The sequence below is a fragment of the Paracoccus aminovorans genome (genome assembly GCF_900005615.1).
GTDB lineage: Bacteria > Pseudomonadota > Alphaproteobacteria > Rhodobacterales > Rhodobacteraceae > Paracoccus > Paracoccus aminovorans.
This window is the reverse complement of sequence record NZ_LN832559.1, coordinates 1360640-1381352: the sequence shown is the minus strand read 5'-3', so window position 1 is coordinate 1381352 and position 20713 is coordinate 1360640. Positions and strand designations below refer to the sequence as shown.

The 20713-nt window shown below is 67.2% G+C and carries 21 protein-coding genes; 8 read left to right on the top strand and 13 right to left on the bottom strand.

What is annotated here, in order from left to right:
• Positions 1–100 precede the first annotated feature (100 nt).
• Together chrA and JCM7685_RS20710 are read right to left on the bottom strand one after the other, a co-directional pair.
• Positions 101–1318, bottom strand: a complete 1218-nt coding sequence (gene chrA / locus JCM7685_RS06915; RefSeq protein WP_074970890.1) for a chromate efflux transporter — start codon at positions 1316–1318, stop codon at positions 101–103.
• A gap of 162 nt (positions 1319–1480) precedes the next feature.
• Positions 1481–1774 (bottom strand): DUF924 family protein, encoded by a 294-nt coding sequence (locus JCM7685_RS20710; RefSeq protein ID WP_408634326.1) that lies wholly within the window; start codon positions 1772–1774, stop codon positions 1481–1483.
• Here JCM7685_RS20710 and JCM7685_RS20215 point away from each other — a divergent pair.
• Complete coding sequence (locus tag JCM7685_RS20215) at positions 1760–2209, top strand: head-tail adaptor protein (RefSeq protein ID WP_231964698.1); 450 nt, start codon at positions 1760–1762, stop codon at positions 2207–2209. The genes JCM7685_RS20710 and JCM7685_RS20215 overlap by 15 nt on opposite strands.
• Positions 2210–2449: 240 nt before the next feature.
• Here the strand turns inward: JCM7685_RS20215 and JCM7685_RS06900 are convergent, their stop codons facing one another.
• Together JCM7685_RS06900 and JCM7685_RS06895 are read right to left on the bottom strand one after the other, a co-directional pair.
• Positions 2450–2935 (bottom strand): DUF411 domain-containing protein, encoded by a 486-nt coding sequence (locus JCM7685_RS06900; protein WP_074970888.1) that lies wholly within the window; start codon positions 2933–2935, stop codon positions 2450–2452.
• A 109-nt stretch (positions 2936–3044) separates the two neighbouring features.
• A complete protein-coding gene (locus tag JCM7685_RS06895) occupies positions 3045–5441 on the bottom strand; it encodes a heavy metal translocating P-type ATPase (protein ID WP_074970886.1) in 2397 nt (798 codons plus the stop codon).
• Here JCM7685_RS06895 and JCM7685_RS19845 point away from each other — a divergent pair.
• Positions 5367–5654, top strand: a complete 288-nt coding sequence (locus JCM7685_RS19845; protein WP_170848985.1) for a hypothetical protein — start codon at positions 5367–5369, stop codon at positions 5652–5654. The genes JCM7685_RS06895 and JCM7685_RS19845 overlap by 75 nt on opposite strands.
• Here JCM7685_RS19845 and JCM7685_RS06890 read toward each other — a convergent pair.
• Complete coding sequence (locus tag JCM7685_RS06890) at positions 5600–7108, bottom strand: multicopper oxidase family protein (protein ID WP_074970884.1); 1509 nt, start codon at positions 7106–7108, stop codon at positions 5600–5602. The two genes, JCM7685_RS19845 and JCM7685_RS06890, sit on opposite strands and share 55 nt — an antisense overlap.
• A gap of 74 nt (positions 7109–7182) precedes the next feature.
• Positions 7183–7563: a hypothetical protein gene (locus tag JCM7685_RS06885; protein ID WP_231964697.1), complete on the bottom strand. Its 381-nt coding sequence runs from the start codon at positions 7561–7563 to the stop codon at positions 7183–7185.
• A gap of 94 nt (positions 7564–7657) precedes the next feature.
• On the opposite strand from JCM7685_RS06885, the gene JCM7685_RS06880 reads away from it, so the two are divergent.
• Positions 7658–8119, top strand: a complete 462-nt coding sequence (locus JCM7685_RS06880) for a c-type cytochrome (RefSeq protein ID WP_083412962.1) — start codon at positions 7658–7660, stop codon at positions 8117–8119.
• A gap of 526 nt (positions 8120–8645) precedes the next feature.
• Here the strand turns inward: JCM7685_RS06880 and JCM7685_RS19840 are convergent.
• Complete coding sequence (locus tag JCM7685_RS19840) at positions 8646–8888, bottom strand: hypothetical protein (protein WP_139218142.1); 243 nt, start codon at positions 8886–8888, stop codon at positions 8646–8648.
• 83 nt (positions 8889–8971) lie between these two features.
• Here JCM7685_RS19840 and JCM7685_RS06875 point away from each other — a divergent pair, with 83 nt between their 5' ends.
• A complete protein-coding gene (locus tag JCM7685_RS06875) occupies positions 8972–9553 on the top strand; it encodes a dimethylsulfonioproprionate lyase family protein (RefSeq protein ID WP_074970880.1) in 582 nt (193 codons plus the stop codon).
• Positions 9554–9739: 186 nt separating this feature from the next.
• Here the strand turns inward: JCM7685_RS06875 and JCM7685_RS06870 are convergent, their stop codons facing one another.
• The 4 genes from JCM7685_RS06870 to putA form a co-directional block, all read right to left on the bottom strand.
• Positions 9740–9949, bottom strand: a complete 210-nt coding sequence (locus JCM7685_RS06870) for a TOBE domain-containing protein (RefSeq protein ID WP_074970878.1) — start codon at positions 9947–9949, stop codon at positions 9740–9742.
• Positions 9950–9975: 26 nt separating this feature from the next.
• Positions 9976–10488 carry a DUF2478 domain-containing protein gene (locus JCM7685_RS06865; protein ID WP_074970876.1) on the bottom strand — a complete coding sequence of 171 codons (513 nt, stop codon included), beginning with the start codon at positions 10486–10488 and terminating at the stop codon, positions 9976–9978.
• A gap of 290 nt (positions 10489–10778) precedes the next feature.
• A complete protein-coding gene (locus tag JCM7685_RS06860) occupies positions 10779–12188 on the bottom strand; it encodes a Glu/Leu/Phe/Val family dehydrogenase (RefSeq protein ID WP_074970874.1) in 1410 nt (469 codons plus the stop codon).
• A 30-nt stretch (positions 12189–12218) separates the two neighbouring features.
• On the bottom strand, positions 12219–15620 hold the full coding sequence (putA, locus tag JCM7685_RS06855; protein WP_074970872.1) for a bifunctional proline dehydrogenase/L-glutamate gamma-semialdehyde dehydrogenase PutA: 3402 nt from the start codon (positions 15618–15620) through the stop codon (positions 12219–12221).
• Between the two features lie 110 nt (positions 15621–15730).
• On the opposite strand from putA, the gene JCM7685_RS06850 reads away from it, so the two are divergent.
• Entirely contained in the window at positions 15731–16195 is a 465-nt protein-coding gene (locus tag JCM7685_RS06850; protein ID WP_074970894.1) for an Lrp/AsnC family transcriptional regulator, read from the top strand.
• On the opposite strand, the gene JCM7685_RS06845 is transcribed toward JCM7685_RS06850, so the two are convergent.
• Positions 16192–17121, bottom strand: coding sequence for an ornithine cyclodeaminase family protein (locus JCM7685_RS06845; RefSeq protein WP_074970892.1), 930 nt, complete (start codon positions 17119–17121; stop codon positions 16192–16194). The two genes, JCM7685_RS06850 and JCM7685_RS06845, sit on opposite strands and share 4 nt — an antisense overlap.
• Positions 17118–17900: a 3-hydroxybutyrate dehydrogenase gene (locus JCM7685_RS06840; RefSeq protein ID WP_074970869.1), complete on the bottom strand. Its 783-nt coding sequence runs from the start codon at positions 17898–17900 to the stop codon at positions 17118–17120. The genes JCM7685_RS06845 and JCM7685_RS06840 overlap by 4 nt, the downstream gene beginning before the upstream one ends.
• Before the next feature lie 367 nt (positions 17901–18267).
• On the opposite strand from JCM7685_RS06840, the gene JCM7685_RS06835 reads away from it, so the two are divergent.
• Genes JCM7685_RS06835 through JCM7685_RS06830 form a run of 3 tightly spaced genes read left to right on the top strand, consistent with a single transcriptional unit; the run spans position 18268 to position 20611 of the window.
• Positions 18268–20124: an extracellular solute-binding protein gene (locus tag JCM7685_RS06835; protein ID WP_074970867.1), complete on the top strand. Its 1857-nt coding sequence runs from the start codon at positions 18268–18270 to the stop codon at positions 20122–20124.
• Positions 20121–20258, top strand: a complete 138-nt coding sequence (locus tag JCM7685_RS19835) for a hypothetical protein (RefSeq protein WP_170848986.1) — start codon at positions 20121–20123, stop codon at positions 20256–20258. The genes JCM7685_RS06835 and JCM7685_RS19835 overlap by 4 nt, the downstream gene beginning before the upstream one ends.
• Positions 20258–20611, top strand: a complete 354-nt coding sequence (locus tag JCM7685_RS06830; RefSeq protein ID WP_074970865.1) for a hypothetical protein — start codon at positions 20258–20260, stop codon at positions 20609–20611. Before JCM7685_RS19835 ends, JCM7685_RS06830 begins: the two co-directional genes overlap by 1 nt.
• Positions 20612–20713: the final 102 nt, after the last annotated feature.

Genomic DNA, 20713 nt, shown 5'->3' with positions numbered 1-20713 from the left:
GAAGGAGGATCCGATGACACCACCGCAATCCCGCCAAGGCTTCATACGGATGCCCGACGCCGAGGTCGAAGCGATCCTGACGCCGCTGCCGCCCCGAAGTTCAGGCGATCAGCGCGAGTCCCATCCCGCCAGCAGCGGCGATGAGCACCACCATCCATGGCGGGGTCCTCCAGGCCATCAGCAGGACGAAACAGGCTAGCGCCAGCGCAAAGTCACGCAAGTCTCCAATGGCGCTGGTGAAGACGGGCGAATAGAGCGCCGCGCCGAGAATGCCGACGACGGCGGCATTGGCGCCCTGCATCAGCGATCGGGCCTGTGGCATGGCGCGGAATCGATCCCAGAAAGGCAGAACGCCGATCAGGATCAGAAAGCCGGGCAGGAACACTGAAAGAAGCGCAATGACCGCCCCGGCTACGCCATTCGGCTGAGGCTCCAGCACCGCACCGAGGTAGGCGGCAAAGGTGAAGAGCGGCCCAGGCACCGCCTGCGCCGCTCCGTATCCGGCGAGAAACTGGTCCGATGTGACCCAGCCGGGTGCGACGACCCCGGCCTGTAGAAGCGGTAGCACGACGTGGCCGCCTCCGAACACCAGCGCGCCGGCGCGATAGAAGCTGTCGATCACCGCCAACCCCTGGCTCTGGCCAGCAAGAAGCGGCAGCAGAACGAGCAGGGCGAAAAAAGCAGTGATTGCTGCGGCCGCGCCCCCGCGCGACACCGGCATCGCGACATGGCCGCCGACCGGCACCCCCGACCCGCGGCCAAGCGCCAGACCGGCAACCGCGCCCAGCAGGATCGCGCCGGCCATCCCGAAAACGCCCGGCAGGAACGCCAGCATGACCACCGCGCCCACCGCGATCGCAGCCCGTTCCCGGTCGGGACAGAGGTTCTTTGCCATGCCCCAGACAGCCTGCGCGACAATCGCCACGGCGACGATCTTGAGCCCGTCCAGCGCCCCGGTTCCAAGGGAACCCGAGATGGATGCCGCCGACATCGCAAAGACCAGCAACACCAGCGCCGAAGGCAACGTGAAGGCGGCAAAGGCGGCCAGCGCGCCCAACCAGCCCGCGCGCATCATTCCCAGAGCAAAACCGACCTGGCTCGAGGCCGGGCCGGGAAGGAACTGGCACAGCGCCACAAGATCGCCGTAGGCGTGATCCGACAGCCATCCCCGTCGGATGACCAACTCATCGCGGAAGTAGCCCAGATGCGCGATCGGCCCGCCGAAGGAGGTCAGGCCGAGCTTGAAAAAGGCTGCAAAGACCTCGCCCGGAGTTCCCTGAGCCGGTCTCGTTTCAGCCGTACCCGTCCCGTCGGTCATCCCGCTTCTGCCTTATTCTATCAGTTCTCGCAGACGAACCCGCGCCACAGCCAGCTTGGTGTCCTTTTCCGGTAATCGTGTAAAGATTGCGCGACGCTCATGGACGACGTTGGCAACATCGGGGCGGTCAGGTTTTCGTTTCATGCGGCATGGGTGCTTTTGTCAGGCAACTCCGCGCGCTGTGGGCGTCACGCCTGAAGCTCGCAAATGCGGAAACTTCCCTTTCGCGATATAGGCTGTTTCCGCAGGCGTCGATTGCCGTCCGAGAACCTGATTTCGGTGAAGATGCCCCCCGAAGGTGGCGATAGCCTCGCGCACATCACGGGCTTGCTTCACCAGTGACAGATATGTCGGCTGCAGGTGCGGCGGGGCTTCCGCAGCGATCCCCTCACGAAGGCCAAAGAGGAGATCGAGGCGCTCGAGGTGACACGAGCCCTCGCAATGGCCGAGCGGCAGGCCGTAGACAATCCTGAACTAGAGTGGGCCGAGAGCCGGGTAGTGGCCGTTCGCAAGCCTGACCATCGCCAACGCCAGCGCGGCGGAGTCCTGCGCAAAGGCGTGCGGCGTTTGACGTCATCGTTGCCTTTCTCGACGGCGCGAATCTCCTCTGCTAGCGCTGTTGCCAGCTCTGCTTCGACCGGCTTCGCATCGGCCTCTCGAACCGTCGCGTTCGGATCAATCTCACCCCCCTACCTGCGCGGCTCCGAGGCCGTGATGCAGGCGCGGCTGGTGTCAAAATCGCCCGCCGTCCTCACCATCCGCACCAGCGTCGAAACCCGCGCCATCACCTCGGAATGGCGCGCCGTCATCGACGCGCGGATCTTCGATCTGAAGGAAGACCCCAGGCCCAGCGAGGACGGCGCCTGTCTCGAGATACTGGCCGAGGCGTGATGGGCGCAGGATGCGGGAGGCGCCGATGCCGTTGCACAGTTCTGATCGGTCAGACGCCGGACTGGAAGCGATTCTGGCCCGGGCCGCCGGGCAGTGAGACGGATCAGCGGAACGGGCGCTCGCCGAACCCGCCCTCTACTCAACGCCGCGAGACAGCCCCGCTGACGGAGGCGATCCGCCTCGGTCAGGTGCTGTTTCGGATCATTCTCAAGCCGGTCGGTCATGTCGGTATACCCCGTGTCAGATTTCCCGCGGGCCGAGGAAGCGGCCAAAGCTCCGCGTGGTCGGGCCGAACAGGAACGCTTCATAGGGTTCGGGGTCGACGCCGGGGAAATCCATGCCGGGCGAGCCGGCGGGCATGCCGGGAACGGCCAGGCCCACCGCGTCGGGCCGCTCGGCCAGCAGGCGTCGGATCGCGGCGGCGGGCACATGGCCCTCGACCACATAGCCGTTGACCTCGGCGGTATGGCACGATGCCAGATCGGCCGGCACACCGAGCCGCCGCTTGAGGCTGGCCATATCAGCGGATTCCACAACCCGCACCGGGAAGCCTGCGGCTTCGATATGCGCAGCCCAGCCGTCGCAGCAGCCGCAGGAGGGATCCTTGCTGACGCTGACCAGTGGCAGGTTCTCTGCCTGCCCCCACCTTGCCGTGGCCATCAGCAGGGGAAGTGCGCCGGCAGCGGCCAGAATGGCGCGTCGGCTGATGCAGTGATCGTTTCTCATCGTCAGACCTCGTTGCATGGATCGGATTGTCTCGCCGTCACGGTCCGGGCGCGACGCAGGAAAGGGTTGAGCGGCGCCCGTGCGGGCCGGCTGATGGCTCCGCAAATCGTCACAGCTTCACCCTCCGCAGCCTAGCTGCATTGGCGATCACGCTGACCGAGGACAGCGCCATGGCGGCGGCGGCGATGATCGGCGACAGAAGGATGCCGAAGAACGGATACAGCACCCCGGCCGCGATCGGCACACCCAATGCGTTGTAGATGAAGGCGAAGAACAGGTTCTGGCGGATGTTGCCCATGACCGCTTCCGAGAGCTTGCGCGCCCGGACGATGCCGGTCAGATCACCCTTCAGCAGGGTGACGCCGGCGCTTTCCATCGCCACATCGGTGCCGGTGCCCATGGCGATGCCGACATCCGCCGCAGCCAGCGCCGGCGCGTCGTTGACGCCATCGCCGGCCATTGCCACAACCTCGCCCGCCGCCTTGTGCCGCTGCACGACCGCGCTCTTCTGATCTGGCAGCACCTCGGCCTCGACCTCGTCAATGCCAAGCTGACGGGCGACCGCCTTTGCGGTGGTCCAGTTGTCGCCGGTGAGCATGACAACCCGGATGCCCTGCGCCTTCAGCGCCGCCAGCGCCTCGGGCGTCGAGGGCTTGACCGGATCGGCGATGGCGAAGATCGCGGCGACGCGGTCGTCCACGCCCATGAAGATCGCGGTCGCCCCATCCTCGCGCAGCCGGTCGGCCTCGTCGGCCAGCGGCGCCACATCGACCCCCTGTTCGGCGAGGAATTTGGCGTTGCCGAGGGGGATGCGCTTGCCCTCGACCGTGCCATAGGCGCCCTTGCCGGCGGGCGAGTCGAAATCCGCAACCGGTGCGGTCGCGATGCCCCGTTCCTCTGCGGCGCGCACGATGGCGAGTGCCAGTGGATGCTCGCTGGCCCGCTCGACGCTGGCGGCAAGCCGCAGCGCCTCTTCTTCGGTGAACCCCGGCGCCGGCACGATGGCGGTGACGGCGGGGCGCCCTTCCGTCAGCGTGCCGGTCTTGTCCACGATGATGGTGTCGATCTTCTCCATATGCTCCAGCGCCTCGGCGTTCTTGATCAGCACGCCCGCCTGTGCGCCACGGCCGACGCCGACCATGATCGACATCGGCGTTGCCAGCCCCAGCGCACAGGGACAGGCGATGATGAGGACCGACACTGCGGCAATCAGACCGAAGGAGAAGCGCGGCTCCGGCCCCCAGAACGACCAGGCGATGAAGGCGAGCACCGCGACCACGATCACCGCCGGGACGAACCAGCCTGACACCTGGTCGGCAAGCCGCTGGATCGGCGCACGGCTTCGCTGCGCCTCGGCGACGAGCTGGACGATCTGCGACAGCATGGTGTCGCGGCCGACCTTCTTCGCCCCGATCACCAGCGCGCCGGACTGGTTCATGGTGCCGCCGATGGCGGTGGCGCCGGCCTCCTTGGTGACCGGCATCGACTCGCCCGTCACCATCGATTCATCGACGGCGCTGCGGCCTTCCAGCACCTCGCCATCGACGGGCACCTTCTCGCCGGGCCGGACCCGCAACCGGTCGCCGACCTGAACGGTATCGAGCTGCACCTCCTCCTCGGTGCCGTCGTCACGGATGATCCGGGCAGTCTTGGGGGCAAGGTCGAGCAACGCCCGGATCGCGCCGCTGGTGCTCTCGCGGGCGCGCAGTTCCAGCACCTGCCCGAGCAGGACAAGGACGGTGATGACCGCCGCCGCCTCGAAATAGACCGCGACCGAGCCGTCGGCTTGCCGGAACTGGTCAGGAAAGATGCCGGGCGCAAGTGTCGCCACCATGCTGTAGACCCAGGCCGCCCCGGTGCCCATGGCGATCAGGGTAAACATGTTGAGGCTGCGGTTGACCAGCGACTGCCAGCCGCGCTGGAAGAAGGGCCAGCCCGCCCAGAGGACGACCGGTGTCGCCAGCAGCATCTGGATCCAGTTCGACGTCCGCTGGCTGATGAGGTGGTCCAGACCGAGAAGGTGGCCGCCCATCTCCAGCACGAACACCGGCAGCGTCAGCACCAGACCGATCCAGAACCGGCGCGTCATGTCGATCAGTTCTTCGTTCGGTCCGGTATCGAGGCTGACCAGCACCGGCTCCAGCGCCATGCCGCAGATCGGGCACGACCCCGGGCCGACCTGCCGGATCTCGGGGTGCATCGGGCAGGTGTAGGTCGTCCCCTCGGGAACCGGTTCTGCCTTGGCCTCCGTCGCCGAAGGGTCGACGTAGCGCTCCGGATCGGCCAGAAATTTTTCCCGGCACCCGGCCGAGCAGAAGTAATACGGTCGGCCGCCGTGGTCGGTCCTGTGGGCGGTGGTGTGGGGGTCGACCATCATGCCACAGACCGGGTCCTTGACCTTGTGGGCTGTGTCCGACGCGGCGGCGTGGTCATGCGTGTGATCGTGCCGATGATCGTTGGCCGAATGAGCGCGGTTCTGGTGATCGTGTTCGATCTTGCTGTTCATTTTTACGCCTCCTCGGCGTTTCATCCTGAGCTTGCGTTTCACCTGTTCTGCACTTTCCAACCGCTGGAAGGTCAAGAGGCGATCAGGAGGCTTGGAATATTGCCCTTTGCAGATTTCCCGCTGGGGGCGCTGGCATGGGCGCCCCCAGCATCATACGATCATGCGCTGATGGTAAATTCGGTCATCATGCCGGTCTCAAGATGCGGCATGTGATGGCAATGCAGCATCCAGCGCGCGGCCTCGCCGGCGTCGAGCGCTACATCGACCATCGACATCGGCGGCACATAGACCGTGTCGCGCAGCGCGCCCCGGACGGCACGTCCGTTCAGCCCGACGACCTGGAACACATGCCCATGCAGGTGCATCGGGTGACCCATCATCGACATGTTATGGAATGACAGCACCACCCGCTCACCGCTGCGCGCGGCTATTGGACGATGCTGGCCCCAGACGGCCCCGTTGATCGTCCAGACATAGGGCTGCATCGTGCCGCCCAGCATCACCATGTGGCTGCGGTCCACCGGACGATCCGGCAGGGCGTCGGCGGCGATCAGACGCTGCTCCTGCGCAAGGTCGGTGTCGAAGGCGGGGGCTTCGGCCTCTGCCATGGGGTCGATGCGCCGGACCTCGGCGCCCTGCGTAGCAAGGATCAAGCCAGTGCGCTCGGGCGCGCCTTCCCGCAGCGCGAGGATCGGCCAGGCGCCGCCTTGCTGCGGCAGATCGATCTCCAGATCGAGTCGCTGGCCCATCGCCAGGCCGAAGCGCGTTCCCGGAACCGGCTGAACCGCATGTCCGTCCACGGCGACCAGCCGGGCCTGCGCGGTGCCGGTCTCGATCCAGAACACCGTCGCAGCGGCGGCGTTGATCACCCGCAGGCGGATGCGCCCGCCGCGTTCGACCTGCACCACCTCGGGGTCGGACAGCGTGCGGTCATTGGCCAGATAGGCGTCCCAGTCGTAATCGTTGAGGTCCATCGCCATGCCGCCCGCGGCACCCATGCCCGCCATGCCGCCCATCGCGCCGTGATTCATGCCCCCCATCGGCATGTTCCCCATGGCGCCATGATCCATACCCGCCATGCCGCCCATGCCCGCGCCATGGTTGCCTCCGTGACCACCTGCGGTCCCGTGGCCATCGAGGATCTCGGCCATCACTTCCTCGGGCGCCTTGAACGAGAAATCATGCAGGAACAGCACCACCTCCTGCCGGTCGGCGGCGACGTCCTCAGCGCTGCGCACGATCAGCGGTGCTGCCAGAAGGCGCATCTCGTGCAGCGGCACATGCGCGTGCATCCAATAGGTGCCGGGCAGCGGCGCGAAATCATAGCTGCGTGTCTCGCCGGGGGCGAGCATCGGCAAGGGCATGTCGGGCACGCCATCCTGTGCGTTGGGCGGGATCTGGCCGTGCCAGTGGATCAGCGTGTCAACATCGAGATCGTTGTGCAGATCCACCCGGAACCGCGCGCCAAGATCGAGCGTCAGGCCCTGTCCAGCCAGCCCGGCCAGACCCCAGACGGTGGCGGCGCGACCGTCGATATCGATCACCCGGCTGGCGGCGTGCAAAGGCAGCGGGGCCAGACCCTGCGCCGCCGCGATCCGGGGCAGATGCGCAGAGGCCAGCACGGCGGCACCAGCGGCAAGAAAGCCGCGTCGTGAAAGGGTATTCATGGTCGTCTCCTCGGGACAGCAGTCCCGTTCATCAAAACCGATAGGACGCCGCGGGCCTCGTGGCCCGGACGCGATCAGAGGAGACGGAGCTTGGGAGGGCGTTCGTTCAGCCCGGGTGCCCGACTGGCGAGGATGACGCCGGTGGGGAAGTCATGGCCGGCAGGCGCGTAATCACGGCCCGAGCCTTCGCTCGGCGGGGTCAGGAAGACCGAAAGACCTACGCATAGCAGTTCACAGCTTTCGGCGTCGATCGATCCGCAGTGCTGATCGCCATCACAGGAATGGTCGCTGCCGGCCGCAATCTGCATTATCTCGCTGACATGCGCCGCGTGATCGGGCTCTGTGCTCAAGCCCGCCGCATGCGCGGACGTCACCGTCGTCATAACGGCGATCGCGAGTACGGCAAGCATGGCAACAAGGCGCGAAAACATGCCGGAAAGATAGGCGCTGGTCACGGGAATGTCCATTGCCCCCAGCGTCGCGCCTCTGGCAGAAATTCATCCTCGGCATGTATCCAATAGAAATTCCTCGCCATCAATCATGCAACTCATGCGCAAAGAACTCCGCGATATTCTGTGGCTCGGGTTGCTCCTCGGCGGCCTGATCCTGGCGATCTTCGTCGGATGGTATCAGGTCCGTACTGCGTCCACCGCCGCGGCGTCTGCAGAAGTCATCAAACAGGGCCGGCAGGTCTATGCGGATCAATGCGCGTCCTGCCACGGTGCGCAGCTTGAGGGGCAGCCCGACTGGAAGACGCCGCTTCCGTCCGGGCGTCTCCCGGCGCCACCGCACGATGCCGGCGGCCACACATGGCACCATCCCGATGACATCCTGTTCCGCATCGTCAAGGAAGGCACGGCCGCCATTGTCGGGGGCGGCTATGAGAGCGACATGCCGGGGTTTGCCGATGTCCTCGGCGACGCCGAGATCCGGGCTGTCCTCGCCTATATCAAGAGCACCTGGCCGGAGCGCGAGCGCGGATATCAGAAGGAGGTTTCCCGCCGCGACTGAAATGCCGGGGCCGCGTCCCTATCGCGGTCAATCCGCGCCGCGCAGCAGTCTTTGCGGATGGGTCCATGCTGCCGAGATGGTCTAGAAATTATTTGAAAACAATAATTCAGTAGATGGAGAAGGTTGGACGCCAGGCCCATCCCCTCCGCCATTTCAGACCGCCTCTGGGCACGCTAATCGCCGCCGATTGCCGCACTTGCCCCGCAATAAGCGTTCTTAGCAGCTCCGTCTTCGCATCCCATGATGCGGATTGCGTCGTCCGCGACCTCGACGCCCATAGTTCGTCTCCCTTGCTGCACATTATGCTATCAAAGGAGCGGCACCAAACCGCGACAGGTCCAGAGAGTTCCGCCGCGGCGGAGAGATGTCCCCCGAGGGACGAGAATTGCGCGATCCCGGCCCGGTCCTCAATCGGCGGCTTGCAGATAGGCGTTGGCTTCCGGCTCGGCGGCAGGCGGCGCGGTACGCAGCGCCAGGTCGTTTACGAGCCTCACGCCCCGGATGCGCATTGCGCCGCCATCGGGTTTCAGGTTGTCGAAAACGGGCGAAATGAAGCGGCAGCTGCGATCTTCCAGCGCGGCCTGCAGTCTGCGTCCACCTGACCGACGCCATGACCTCCGCCTTCCAGCTTCAGGTCCCTGATCCAGCCGGCCGCGCGAGAGTCGGCAATGGCCTGGGGCGCCATGGAACGATGGTCGAAGTCGATCGGAATTCCGTGCTCTGCCTCCGGGTCGGTGGAGAAGCGGGAACCTTGTTCCAATCCGTTCAACACCCCGGCTTTGACTCGCCTTCCACGTCCGGGCAATCTGCCGGGATCGAACCGGCCGACAACGACCGGCCAAGGAGGACGCCATGACCCGCCCCGCACCCCTGCAAAGCCTGCTGGACACAGCGCTGCCCGCCTTGCGCGCCCGCGCCCACGACGGCGATTCTCCCGCCTCGGTCGAGCGCATTGCCGCCGCCTGGGAAACCGTCGCCGCGCCCGGCGCCAAGCCCGCGCGCCTGCCGGTCTGCGAATGGTTCGACCGCGTGCTCGACGATCCGCCCGAGGCAGCGGACCTGGCGGCGCTGTTCGCGGCACTGCGGGAACTGTCGCCGCTGCTCTGCTGGCGCCGCCACAGCGGCGGCGACACCGCCAGCGCGAATTTCGCCGAAAGCCACGCCAACGCCATGCTGCTGGGACCCGCCGGGATCGAAGACCGTCGCGACCTCTGGCTGGGTCTTAGCGTTCTTGCACCGCAGACGCGCTATCCAGACCACCATCACGCGCCCGAGGAAACCTATCTGGTGCTGTCGCCGGGCCAGTTCCGGCATGGCGATTCCGATTGGTTCGAGCCGGGCATGGGCGGCAGCTTCTACAATCCTCCGGGGATCGTGCACGCCATGCGATCGGGCGATGCGCCGCTGTTCGCGCTGTGGGCGCTCTGGGCCTGAGGCCCGACGCTGGTTTCACGGGTGGTCCGCAGCGGCAAGCGGCACAGGGCGCAGGAGTTGGCCCGGGTCTTGTTCCCGGGCTTCCGCAACCAGCTCCGGGCGGACGACCACATCGCATGACTCCGCTCGGTCCCGGTCACGCAAGTGAAACTGCGGGAAGCTGCCTCACGCGTTGCGGGACACCGATCAGTCGTCCACACCGACCATCACGTCGGAGGCCTTGATCACGGCCGAAGCCCGAGAGCCGACCTTCAACCCCAGTTCCTTCACCGCCTCGTTGGTGATCGCGGCGGTGACGGTGCTGCCGCCCAGATCGATGCGGACATGGCTGGTCACCGCCCCGGTGACGATCTCGGTCACGGTGCCGGGCAGGATGTTGCGGGCGCTGAGTTTCATGGCGTGTCTCCTTGGTTTGATCGGGATCAGGCGGCGGAAGCGGCGCAGCCCGTCCGCAGCCAGTCGAATATCGGCGCCTCTTCGGCCGGCAGCCGCTCTGCCCGGCCGTCGGCGAAATCCAGGAAGGCATCCAGCAAGGCGGGCGAGACCCCGATCAACACCGGGATGCCCCGGGCGCAGGCCTCGCCGATGGCATGGACAAGGCCGCGACCGGCCGCCTCCTGCTTGCCGAACTTGTTCACCACCAGCGCCTGCGCACCGGGCAACCGGCGCTGGACGACCACGACGGCCTCCTCAAGGGCCCCGGGGTTCAGCCGGCAGCCCTCATGGCCGGGCTGCAGCGGATAGCTGATGTCGCGCCGCTCGCCGTCCGGCAGCAGGGCCAGCACGATATGGCATTTTTCCGGCGGCACATCGGGATCGACCGGCTGCACCGTGCCGGCCAGGGCGATGCCCTGCTGCGCTGCCCTTTCGGCGACGGCGGCCAGGACCGCGTCGGTCCTGCGTTCGTCCTCGGAGCAGACATAACGAATATCCATCGGCCTTCCCCTTGCCGGCAATGCAGCCCGGTCCTGTGCTGCCGATGGGCATAGTGAAACACATCGTGCCGACTTGGCAAGGCCCGGATCCGGCCGCGCCATGCCGGCCTTCGGCCCATCCAGGACCATCAGACCGGACTCCGGCGTTTCACACCCAGCTTTGGCAGATCGGACTGCAAGTGCGCGAGGCGGCCAAAGCCGTCCTGGCTTTCGCAGAAGATCGGCCTGAAGCAAGGCAGGGCACACCGTTCAAGGCCCCGCCGCGTCCACCCCGCCGCACAGGCCAGCCGTCAGAGACCGATGGCCTTGTAGGCCTGGGCGACCTCGTCGATGGCCAGCACATAGGCGGCGGTGCGCAGGTCGGGATAGGCGCCGTCGGGGCGGTTCCACAGCGCGCTCATGCGGCGATAGGCCGCGCGCATGATGTCGTCGAGCCCCGAGCGCACCAGCGCGATCTCGCTGCGCGCCTCCAGGAAGCCGGCGTGCTCGCTGGGAAAGTCCCGGCCGGTCATCTGTTCGAGCGAGCGGGCAAGCAGCCTGTGCTCGTCCTCTTCCAGCCGCCGCTCCATCAGGCCGAAGGGGATGTGGCTGAGGTTCTTGACCCATTCGAAATAGGACACCACCACGCCGCCGGCATTGGCGAACAGGTCGGGCAGGATGATCTTGCCGGCCTGGCGCAGGATGGTGTCCGCGGCCTTGGTCGTGGGACCGTTGGCGGCCTCGACGATCAGCGCCGCCTTGATCGCGGCGGCGTTCTCGGCGGTGATCGCGCCCTCGGCGGCGGCGGGGATCAGGATGTCGCATTCGTCGCCCAGCGCGCCCATGTCGGGCAGGCTGACCGCGCCGCCGGCAAAGCCCTCGACCGAGCCGGTCTGCACCAGATGCGCCTTGAGCGCGTCGATGTCGAGGCCGTCGGGATTGCGCACCACGCCCGTGCGTTCGATCACCGTGACGATGCGGACGCCGTCCTCTTGCGACAGGAACTTGGCGGCATGGAAGCCCACGTTGCCAAGACCCTGCACCACGCAGGCGAGGCCGGCCAGGGTTTCGGACTGGAACCCGGCCCGGGCGCGGTCGGCGGGGTGGCGGAAGAATTCGCGGATCGCATATTGCACGCCGCGGCCGGTGGCCTCGGTGCGGCCCTCGATGCCGCCGCCGCCGACCGGCTTGCCGGTGACGCAGCCCAAAGCGTTGATGTCCTGCGGCCGCGCGCGGCGGTATTCGTCGGCGATCCACATCATGTTCAGCTCGCCCGTGCCCATGTCCGGCGCCGGCACGTTGGTCGCCGAGCTGAGGAATTCGTGCGCCATCAGCTCTTGCGCGAAGCGGCGGGTGATCTTTTCCAGCTCGGTCTCGTTCCAGTCGGCGGGATCGATCTTCAGCGCGCCCTTGGAGCCGCCGAAGGGCAGCCGCACCAGCGCGCATTTGTAGGTCATCAGCGCCGCCAGCGCCTCGACCTCGTCCTGGTCGGCATCGGGGGCGAAGCGGATGCCGCCCTTGGCCGGGCGGCTATGCGTCGAATGCACCGCCCGCCAGCCGGTGAAGGTATGCATCCGGCCGCGCAGCCGCACGCCGAAGCGGGTGACATAGGTGGCGTTACAGACCTTGATCTTCTCGGCCAGCCCCTCGGGCAGGTCGCATCGGGTGGCGGCGACGTCGAACATCTCGTTCACGTCGGCGAGGAATGACTGGTTGCTCATGGGACGCCTCCTTGGGGCAATGTCCTGAATTCAGCCGGCCAGCAGCGCGGCATTGCCGCCGGCCGCGGTGGTGTCGACGCAAAGGTGCCGCTCATGCGCGACATGGGCGAGGTCGGGGATCGCCGTCACCAGCGACACGATCTCGCCCTCGCGCCGGGCCAGGGCCTGGGCATAGTCGCGGCCGCGCGCCGCGTCGCCCCACCACAGCACGGCGGAAAGCTGCGGCAGCCGGGTCAACGCCTCGGGGGGCAGGTCGCCCTCGGCGCCGACGGCCTGGCCGCCCAGCGCCTCGACCGCCGCCACCTGGGCCGCAACCGCCGCAGCGCCGGGGCCAAGGCACAGGACCGGCGGGCGGCGATGGGCGGTCAGCCGGTTCAGCTCTCCGGTCGGGCCGGGCATCAGCCGTTCCTCGATCTGCTTCGGGGCTGCGGCGGCCAGCGCGCCGCGCAGCCGCGCCTCGTCGGCCAGGCCCTGCCAGGTGCCGGCGGGGACCGGCGGCGCCGCAGGTGCGAAGAAGCGCGGCACATAGCGCGGTCCGCCGGCCTTTGGCCCGGTGCCCGACAGCCCCTCGCCGCCGAAGGGCTGGCTGCCCACGACCGCGCCGATCTGGTTGCGGTTGACGTAGATATTGCCGACATGGATCGCGTCCGACACCTCCTGCACGCGGCTGTCGATGCGGGTGTGCAGGCCGAAGGTCAGGCCGAAGCCGCGGGCGTTGATGTCGGCGATCACCTTGTCCAGCTGATCGCCGCGGAAGGTCGCGACATGCAGGACGGGACCGAAGATCTCGCGTTCCAGGTCGTTGATGCCCGCGACCTTCAGCATGGTCGGCGCGATGAAGAAGCCCTGCGACGGCGCGGCCAGCCTGTGGATGATGCGGTTGCTGTTCGCGGCGATGTAGTCGCCGATCTCGTTGCGCGCCTTGGGGTCGATCACCGGGCCGACATCGGTGGTCAGCGCCCAGGGATCGCCGATGCGCAGCTCGTCCATGGCGCCCTTGATCATCTCGATCAGATGCGGCGCCACGTCCTCTTGCACATAGAGGCAGCGCAGCGCCGAACAGCGCTGGCCGGCCGAACGGAACGCCGAGTTCACGATGTCGCGCACCGCCTGTTCCGGCAGGGCGGTGGAATCGACCACCATCGCGTTCAGCCCGCCGGTTTCCGCGATCAGCGGCATGCCGGGCGCCAGGTTCGCGGCCATGGTGCGGGCGATGGTCTGCGCGGTCGCGGTCGAGCCGGTGAAGACCAGCCCCGACACCCGCGCGTCCGCGGTCAGCGCCGTGCCGACCACGCGGCCAGCGCCCGGCAGCAGTTGCAGCGCCGTTTTCGGCACCCCGGCCTGATGCAGCAGGCGCACGGCATAGGCGGCGACGATGGGCGTCGGCTCGGCGGGCTTGGCGATGACGGCATTGCCGGCCATCAGCGCCGCCGCGATCTGGCCGGTGAAGATCGCCAGCGGAAAGTTCCAGGGGCTGATCGCGCCGACGATGCCGCGCGGGGCCTCGGCATGGGCCTCGCCCTCGGCGGCGTAGTAGCGCAGAAAGTCCACCGCCTCGCGCAGCTCGGCCACCGCGTCGGGCAGCGCCTTGCCGGCCTCGCGGGCGAGGATGCCGAAGATGGGGCCGTAATGCTCCTCGTAGAGGTCGGCGGCCCGGCGCAGCACCGCCGCCCGCTCGGCGGCCGGCACATCCCAGCTGCGGGCATCGTCGACGGCGCGGGTGGCGGTCTCGGCATCGACCATCAGCACCGCGGCGATCCTTTCGCCCGTCGCCGGGTTCAGCACGTCCTGCATCGTGCCGGTGGCCTCGGAAACCGTCAGCGGCATCGCATCGGGGATCGTCCCCTCGCGGGCAGCGGCGATGCGGGCGAGCGTCTGCGCGTCCGAGAGATCGAAGCCGGCTGAGTTCCGGCGCGACGCGCCGAACAGCGCCTCGGGCGCCAGCAGCCCACGCGGCGGCCGGGCCTCGGGCAGCGCGGCGATGGGATCGCGGGCGACCTCCTCGGGCGCAACCGCCTCGTCCACGATCTGGTGCACGAAGCTGGAATTGGCGCCGTTTTCCAGCAGGCGGCGCACCAGATAGGCCAGCAGGTCGCGATGCGCGCCGACCGGCGCATAAATGCGGCAGCGGGTGTTGTGGTCGCGCATTACGATGTCGTGCAGCCGCTCGCCCATGCCGTGCAGGCGCTGGAACTCGAAGCGGATGTCGCCGGCCATTTCCAGCACCGCCGCCACGGTCTGGGCGTTGTGGGTGGCGAATTGCGGATAGATGCGGTCGGCATAGCCGATCAGCTTGCGGGCATTGGCGATATAGCTGACGTCGGTCGCGACCTTGCTGGTGAACAGCGGAAAGCCGGGCAGGCCCTCGACCTGGGCGCGCTTGATCTCGGTATCCCAATAGGCGCCCTTGACCAGCCGCACCATGATGCGGCGGTCCAGCCGTTCGGCCAGCGCATGCAGCCAATCGATGGTCTGGCCCGCGCGCTTGCCATAGGCCTGGACCACGACCCCGAACCCGTCCCAGCCGGCCAGCGAGGGGTCGGACAGCACCGCCTCGATCACCTTGAGCGAGATCACCAGCCGGTCCTGTTCCTCGGCGTCGATGTTCATGCCCATGCCTGCGGCCTTGGCCTGCCGCGCCAGCTTCAGCACCACCGGCACCAGCTCGGTCATCACCCGTCCCTCCTGCGCCACCTCGTAGCGCGGATGCAGAGCGGACAGCTTGATCGAGATGCCGGGATTGTCCTCGACCGAGCCCTTGGTGCAGGCCTTGGCGATCGCCGCGATGGCGTCGGAATAGGCGCGGTCGTAGCGCGCGGCGTCAGTGCCGGTCATCGCCGCCTCGCCCAGCATGTCGTAGCTGTAGGTAAAGCCCTGCGCCTCGCGCTGGCGGGCGCGCTCCAGCGCGGCGTCGATGGTCTGGCCCAGCACGAACTGCCGACCCATCTCCTTCATCGCCCGACCGACGGCGGTGCGGATCACCGGCTCGCCCAGACGGCGCACGGCGCGGCGCAGCGTGCCGGCGATGCCGGCCTGGTCGTCGTCCAGCACCTTGCCGGTCAGCATCAAGGCCCAGGTCGAGGCGTTGACCAATGAGGACGAGGCCTCGCCCAGATGCTTGCCCCAGTCCGAGGGCGCGATCTTGTCCTCGATCAGCGCGTCGATGGTCATCTTGTCGGGCACGCGCAGCATCGCCTCGGCCAGGCACATCAGCGCCACGCCCTCGCGCGTGGACAGCCCGTATTCCGACAGGAAATGCTCCATCATCGTGGGCTTCGCCTCGTCGCGGATGCGGCGCACCAGTTCGGCGGCGCGGGCGGTGATCGCCGCGCGCGCCTGGGGGCTCAGCGCGGCCTGCGTGACCAGGTCCCGCAACAGCGCCGCCTCATCGGCGAATTTCGCGTCGGTGGTGAACGGGGCGGTGCTGGACATGGCGCTTCCTCTGCTGCGATGGGGCAGGAATACCAGAAAGGTGATGGACCATGCGCCTGAAGATGTGCATTCACATGGTCGAACGGAACATTTTCGGGGCGGTTTCCAGGATGGACGACAGGCTGGACGGCGTGGATCGCAAGATCCTGGCGGAACTGACGCAGAACGCGCGAATCCCGGTGGCGGAACTGGCGCGCAAGGTCGGGCTGTCCAAGACGCCCGTGGCGCTGCGCATCCGGCATCTGGAAGAGATCGGGCTGATCACCGGCTATCGCGCCATCCTGTCACCGCTGAAGCTGGGCCTGACCCATGTGACCTATGTCGAGGTTAGCATGAACGACACCCGCGAGGCGGCGCTGCAACAGTTCAACGCGGCCGTCCGCGCCATCCCGGAGGTCGAGGAATGCTACATGATCGCCGGCGGTTGCGACTACCTGATGAAGGTGCGCTCGCGCGACATGGCCGATTTCCGGCGCATCTTGGCCGAAAAGATCTCGACCCTGCCCCATGTCGGCAACACCTCTAGCCACGTCTCGATGGAGGCGGTGGTCGAACAGAACTTCCGGCTGGGCTAGCCCATCGCCCGGGCGATGTAAGCCGCCGTCATCAGGTCCAGATGCGCGCCGCCGCCGTTCTTGAAGACGGTGATTTCCGCGTCCGACTGCCGCCGGCGGGCGCCGGGCCGCACGAGGTCGTAGAAATCGCCCAGCACGCTTTCGGCCGTGATCGCGCCCGAGGCGATGGGCAGGATCAACTCGCCGATATGGCCCAGCGTGGTCTCGCGGCTGTCCACGAAAAGCGCGGCCTTGGCCATCAGCGCGTCGTCCGCCTCGCGCATGTCGGCCTTGAAGGCACCGATCAGGTCGACATGGGTGCCGGGCCGGACCCAGTCGCCCAGGATGACCGGCTGCCGCGCCATGGTGGCCGAGGAAACGATATCCGCCTGCCCGACCGCATCGCGCAGGTCCTCGACCGCGGCCAGTTCGGCCGCGACCCCGTCCAGCGCCGCCACCAGGTCGCGCGCCTGCTCGGGCCGGCGCGCCCAGACGGAAACGCGCTCGATCCCCGGCAGCACCGCCGTATAGGCCCGGACCAGGCTGGCCGCGACCGTGCCCGCGCCGACGACCAGCAGGTGTCGGCTGTCCGGCCGCGCCAGCAGGCGCGCGCCCAGCACGGAATCGGCGGCAGTCTTGATCTCGGTCACCAGCCGGCTTTCGACGATGGCCCGCAGCCCGCCGTCGTCCTTGTCGAAGACCAGCATCGCACCCTGCACCGTCGGCAGGCCCCGCGCCGCATTGCCATCGAAGACCGTGAAGGTCTTGGCGCCGTAGCCCAGCCCCTCGATCCAGGCCGAGCGGCTCATCATCGTGCCGGTCGGCGGGCCCAGGAACACATCCCGGATCTGGGCCCGCGGCAGGACGTGGCCCTGCCGCAGCGCCTCGACGGCATCCGACCAATCCAGCCGGCCGGCGGCCGCCTGATAGGTCAGGATCTGCGTCACAGCGCCGTCCAACCGCCATCGACCGAGATGGTGGTGCCGGTGATCTGGTCGGCCGCGGCCGAGCACAGGAAGACCGCGGTGCCACCGATCTGCTCGACCGTCGCGAACTGGCCCGAGGGCTGGCGTTGCAGCATGACCTTGGCGATCACGTCCTCGCGGCTCATGTTGTGGGTCTTCATCTGGTCGGGGATCTGCTTTTCCACGATGGAGGTCAGCACGTAGCCCGGGCAGATGGCGTTGCAGGTGATCGCCTCTTTCGCGGTCTCCAGCGCCGTCACCTTGGTCAGGCCGACGATGCCGTGCTTGGCCGCGACATAGGCCGACTTGAACTCGCTGGCGGTCAGCCCGTGGGCCGAGGCGATGTTGACCACCCGGCCCCAACCCGCCTTGCGCATCATCGGCAGCGCCACCGCCGTGGTGTGAAAGGCCGAGTTGAGGTTGATGGCGATGATCGCGTTCCATTTCTCGACCGGGAAATCCGGGATCGGCGCGACGTGCTGGATGCCGGCGTTGTTGACCAGGATGTCACAAGTGCCCGCCTGCGCGATCAGCGCCCGGCACTGCTCGCCGTCCGACATGTCGGCCTGGATGTAGCGCACCTTGACGCCGTGCTCGTGCGCCATGCTGTCGGCCAGGGCATGATCCTCGGGCGCGTCGGTGAAGCTGTTCAGGACGATGTCGGCGCCGGCGCGGGCCAGCTCATGGGCGATGCCCAATCCGATCCCCGAATTGGAACCCGTCACCACCGCCGTCTTGCCGCTGAGGAATTTCTGAAACATCGCTGCCTCCTGAGCCCTGCGTTGCTGTTGCGGCGGCAGCATGGGGAAAAAGCTGACGGGGCACAAGCAGCCGCCAGGGCCGCGCAAGCCCTGTCCTGCGTTCACATTTTCGCGTGATCGATTCCACCCCCGGGCGGTTTGGACCAGGACGGCCCGACGGCCCCCGGAAAGCCCATAAAAAAAGCGCCCGCACGAGGCGGGCGCAAGTCATGAGGCAGGTTTCATACAGGCAAGAAACCTATCGAGCAGTGCCTTATCTATACGCTTTTCCCCCCATGAGTCCAAGGCGTAAGTTTGCCTCGTGGTGAACGGGCGGCTAATCTGGCCGCGGGCAGGACCAACGACCCGGAAAACAGGGCAAACGAGCATGCGATTCTTCAAATTTGCTAACGAATCCGCGATCTGGCGGCGAATCGCGCTATGCGTGTGTGTTGCATCCATGCCGCTGGCAAGCCCCGCCGAGCCCATGCATGCCATTGCAATGTATGGAGAACCTGCGCTGGCGCCGGGTTTCGACCACCTGCCCTACGCCAATCCCGAGGCCCCCAAGGGCGGCACGATTCGCCTGGCCGAGACCGGCAGCTTCGATTCGCTCAATCCCTGGATCCTGATGGGCAACCCGGTCTGGCCGATCTTCACTCAACCCGGCCTTCTGACCGAGTCGCTGATGACGCGCTCGATCGACGAGCCCTTCACGCTTTACGGGCTCCTGGCCGAAAGCGTCGAGACCGACCCGGACCGCACCTGGGTCGAGTTCACCCTGCGGCCCGAGGCGCGGTTCTCGGACGGCTCGCCCGTCACCATCGAGGACGTGATGTGGTCCTACGAGATGCTGGGGACCAAGGGCCACCCGCGCTATACCACCGTCTGGTCCAAGGTCGCGACGATGCAGCAGACCGGTCCGCGCTCGGTCCGCTTCACCTTCAACACCCCGGACCGCGAGCTTGCCATGCTGATGGGGATGCGGCCGATCCTGAAGAAGGCGCAATGGCAGGGCCGCGACTTCGACCGTTCCAGCCTGATGGTGCCCGTCGGCTCGGGCCCCTATGTGATCGACAGGGTCGATCCGGGCCGCTCGATCAGCTTCCGGCGCAACCCCGATTATTGGGGCCGCGATCTGCCTGTCTCGCGCGGCCTGTATAATTTCGACGTGATCCGCTACGACTATTTCGCCGATGCCTCGACCATGTTCGAGGCCTTCAAGGCCGGCGAGATCGACGTCTGGCGCGAGCTGGTCGCCGCGCGCTGGGACCGCGATTTCGACTTTCCCGCCATCCGCGACGGCCGCGTGGTCAAGTCCGAGATCGCGCATCAGCGGCCCTCGGGGATCATCGGGCTGGTGATGAACACGCGCAATCCGCTGTTCGCCGACTGGCGGGTGCGGCAGGCGATGATCGAGGCCTTCAACTATCGCTTCATCAACATGACGCTGTCGGGCGGCAAGGACCCCCGGATCAGCAGCTATTTCTCGAACTCCGAACTGGCGATGGAGCCCGGACCGGCCACCGGGCGCGAGGCCGAGCTGCTGGCGCCTTTCGCGGACCAGCTGCCGCCCGGCACCATCGAGGGCTACAGCCTGCCCAAGGGCGGCACCCGCGCCATCGACCGCGAAGGCATCCGCGCCGCGCTGGACCTGCTGCGCCAGGCCGGCTGGACCGTGCAGGACGGCGAATTGCGCGATGCCGCAGGCCGCCCCTTCGCCTTCGAGATCCTGTTGAACCAGTCCGGCAGCGCCATGCGCACCAGCGCCGAGACCCGGCAGATCGTCGATATCTTCGTGCAATCTCTGCGCAACCTGGGCATCCGGCCGCAGGTGACGCTGCTCGACGCCGCGCAATATGTCGAGCGCACCAACAACTATCAGTTCGACATGACCTGGTACGAGCGCGGGCTGTCGCTGTCGCCCGGCAATGAGCAGCTGCTCTATTGGGGCCACAAGGGCGTGACCCAGACCGGCAGCAAGAACTGGATGGGGATGAACGTGCCCGCCGCCGAGGCGATGATCGCCGAGATGGGCCATGCCGGCGGCGCCGAGGATTACCGGGCCGCGGTCAGGGCGCTTGACCGGATATTAACCGCCGGGCGCTATGTGATCCCGGTCAGCTATTCGCGCATTTCGCGCTTGGCCCATGCCTCGCGTCTGGATTACCCTGAAAAGACGCCGCTTTACGGGGACTGGCCGGGCTTCATGCCGGAAACCTGGTGGCAGAAGGAGAAGAAATGAGAACCGTTCGGATCGCAACTTTGCTGGCCGTCCTGGCGTTGGCCGGATGCAACACCGTCGCCGGCGTCGGCGAGGATATCTCGGGCGCCTCACGCATGGTGCAGGGCGGCATCGGAGGAGGAGGAGGCTACTGATGAAATGGGTGCATGTCCGCGACAACTGGCCCGCCTTCTTCGAGGCGATCGTCGAGAAATGGCCCGAGGCCGACGAGGCCGAGCTTGACGAGATCGACGGCGACCAGCGCGCCTTCATCGCCTATATCGCCGAGGTGACCGGCCAGGAGATCGCCGAGACCCGGGACGAGATCCGCGACTGGCTGGCGGGCGAGATCCCCGCGGACGTGGTCATGGACCCCAGCCACGACAACCACTCGATCACGCTGTCGGCGAAATACGTCGGCGAGGGCGAGGACGAATACGACGACGACGCCCGTTTCGGCGACGACGACGAGATTCTGGGCGACGGCGACCTGAACGACCCGCGCTGAGGCTTGCGCGGCGGCGGGGGCTCTGCCCCCCGCCCCTTCGGTCCCTCGATGGTGTCATGTGTCAAAACCTTTGATCTACGGTGTCAAAAGGTTTGAGCCTGT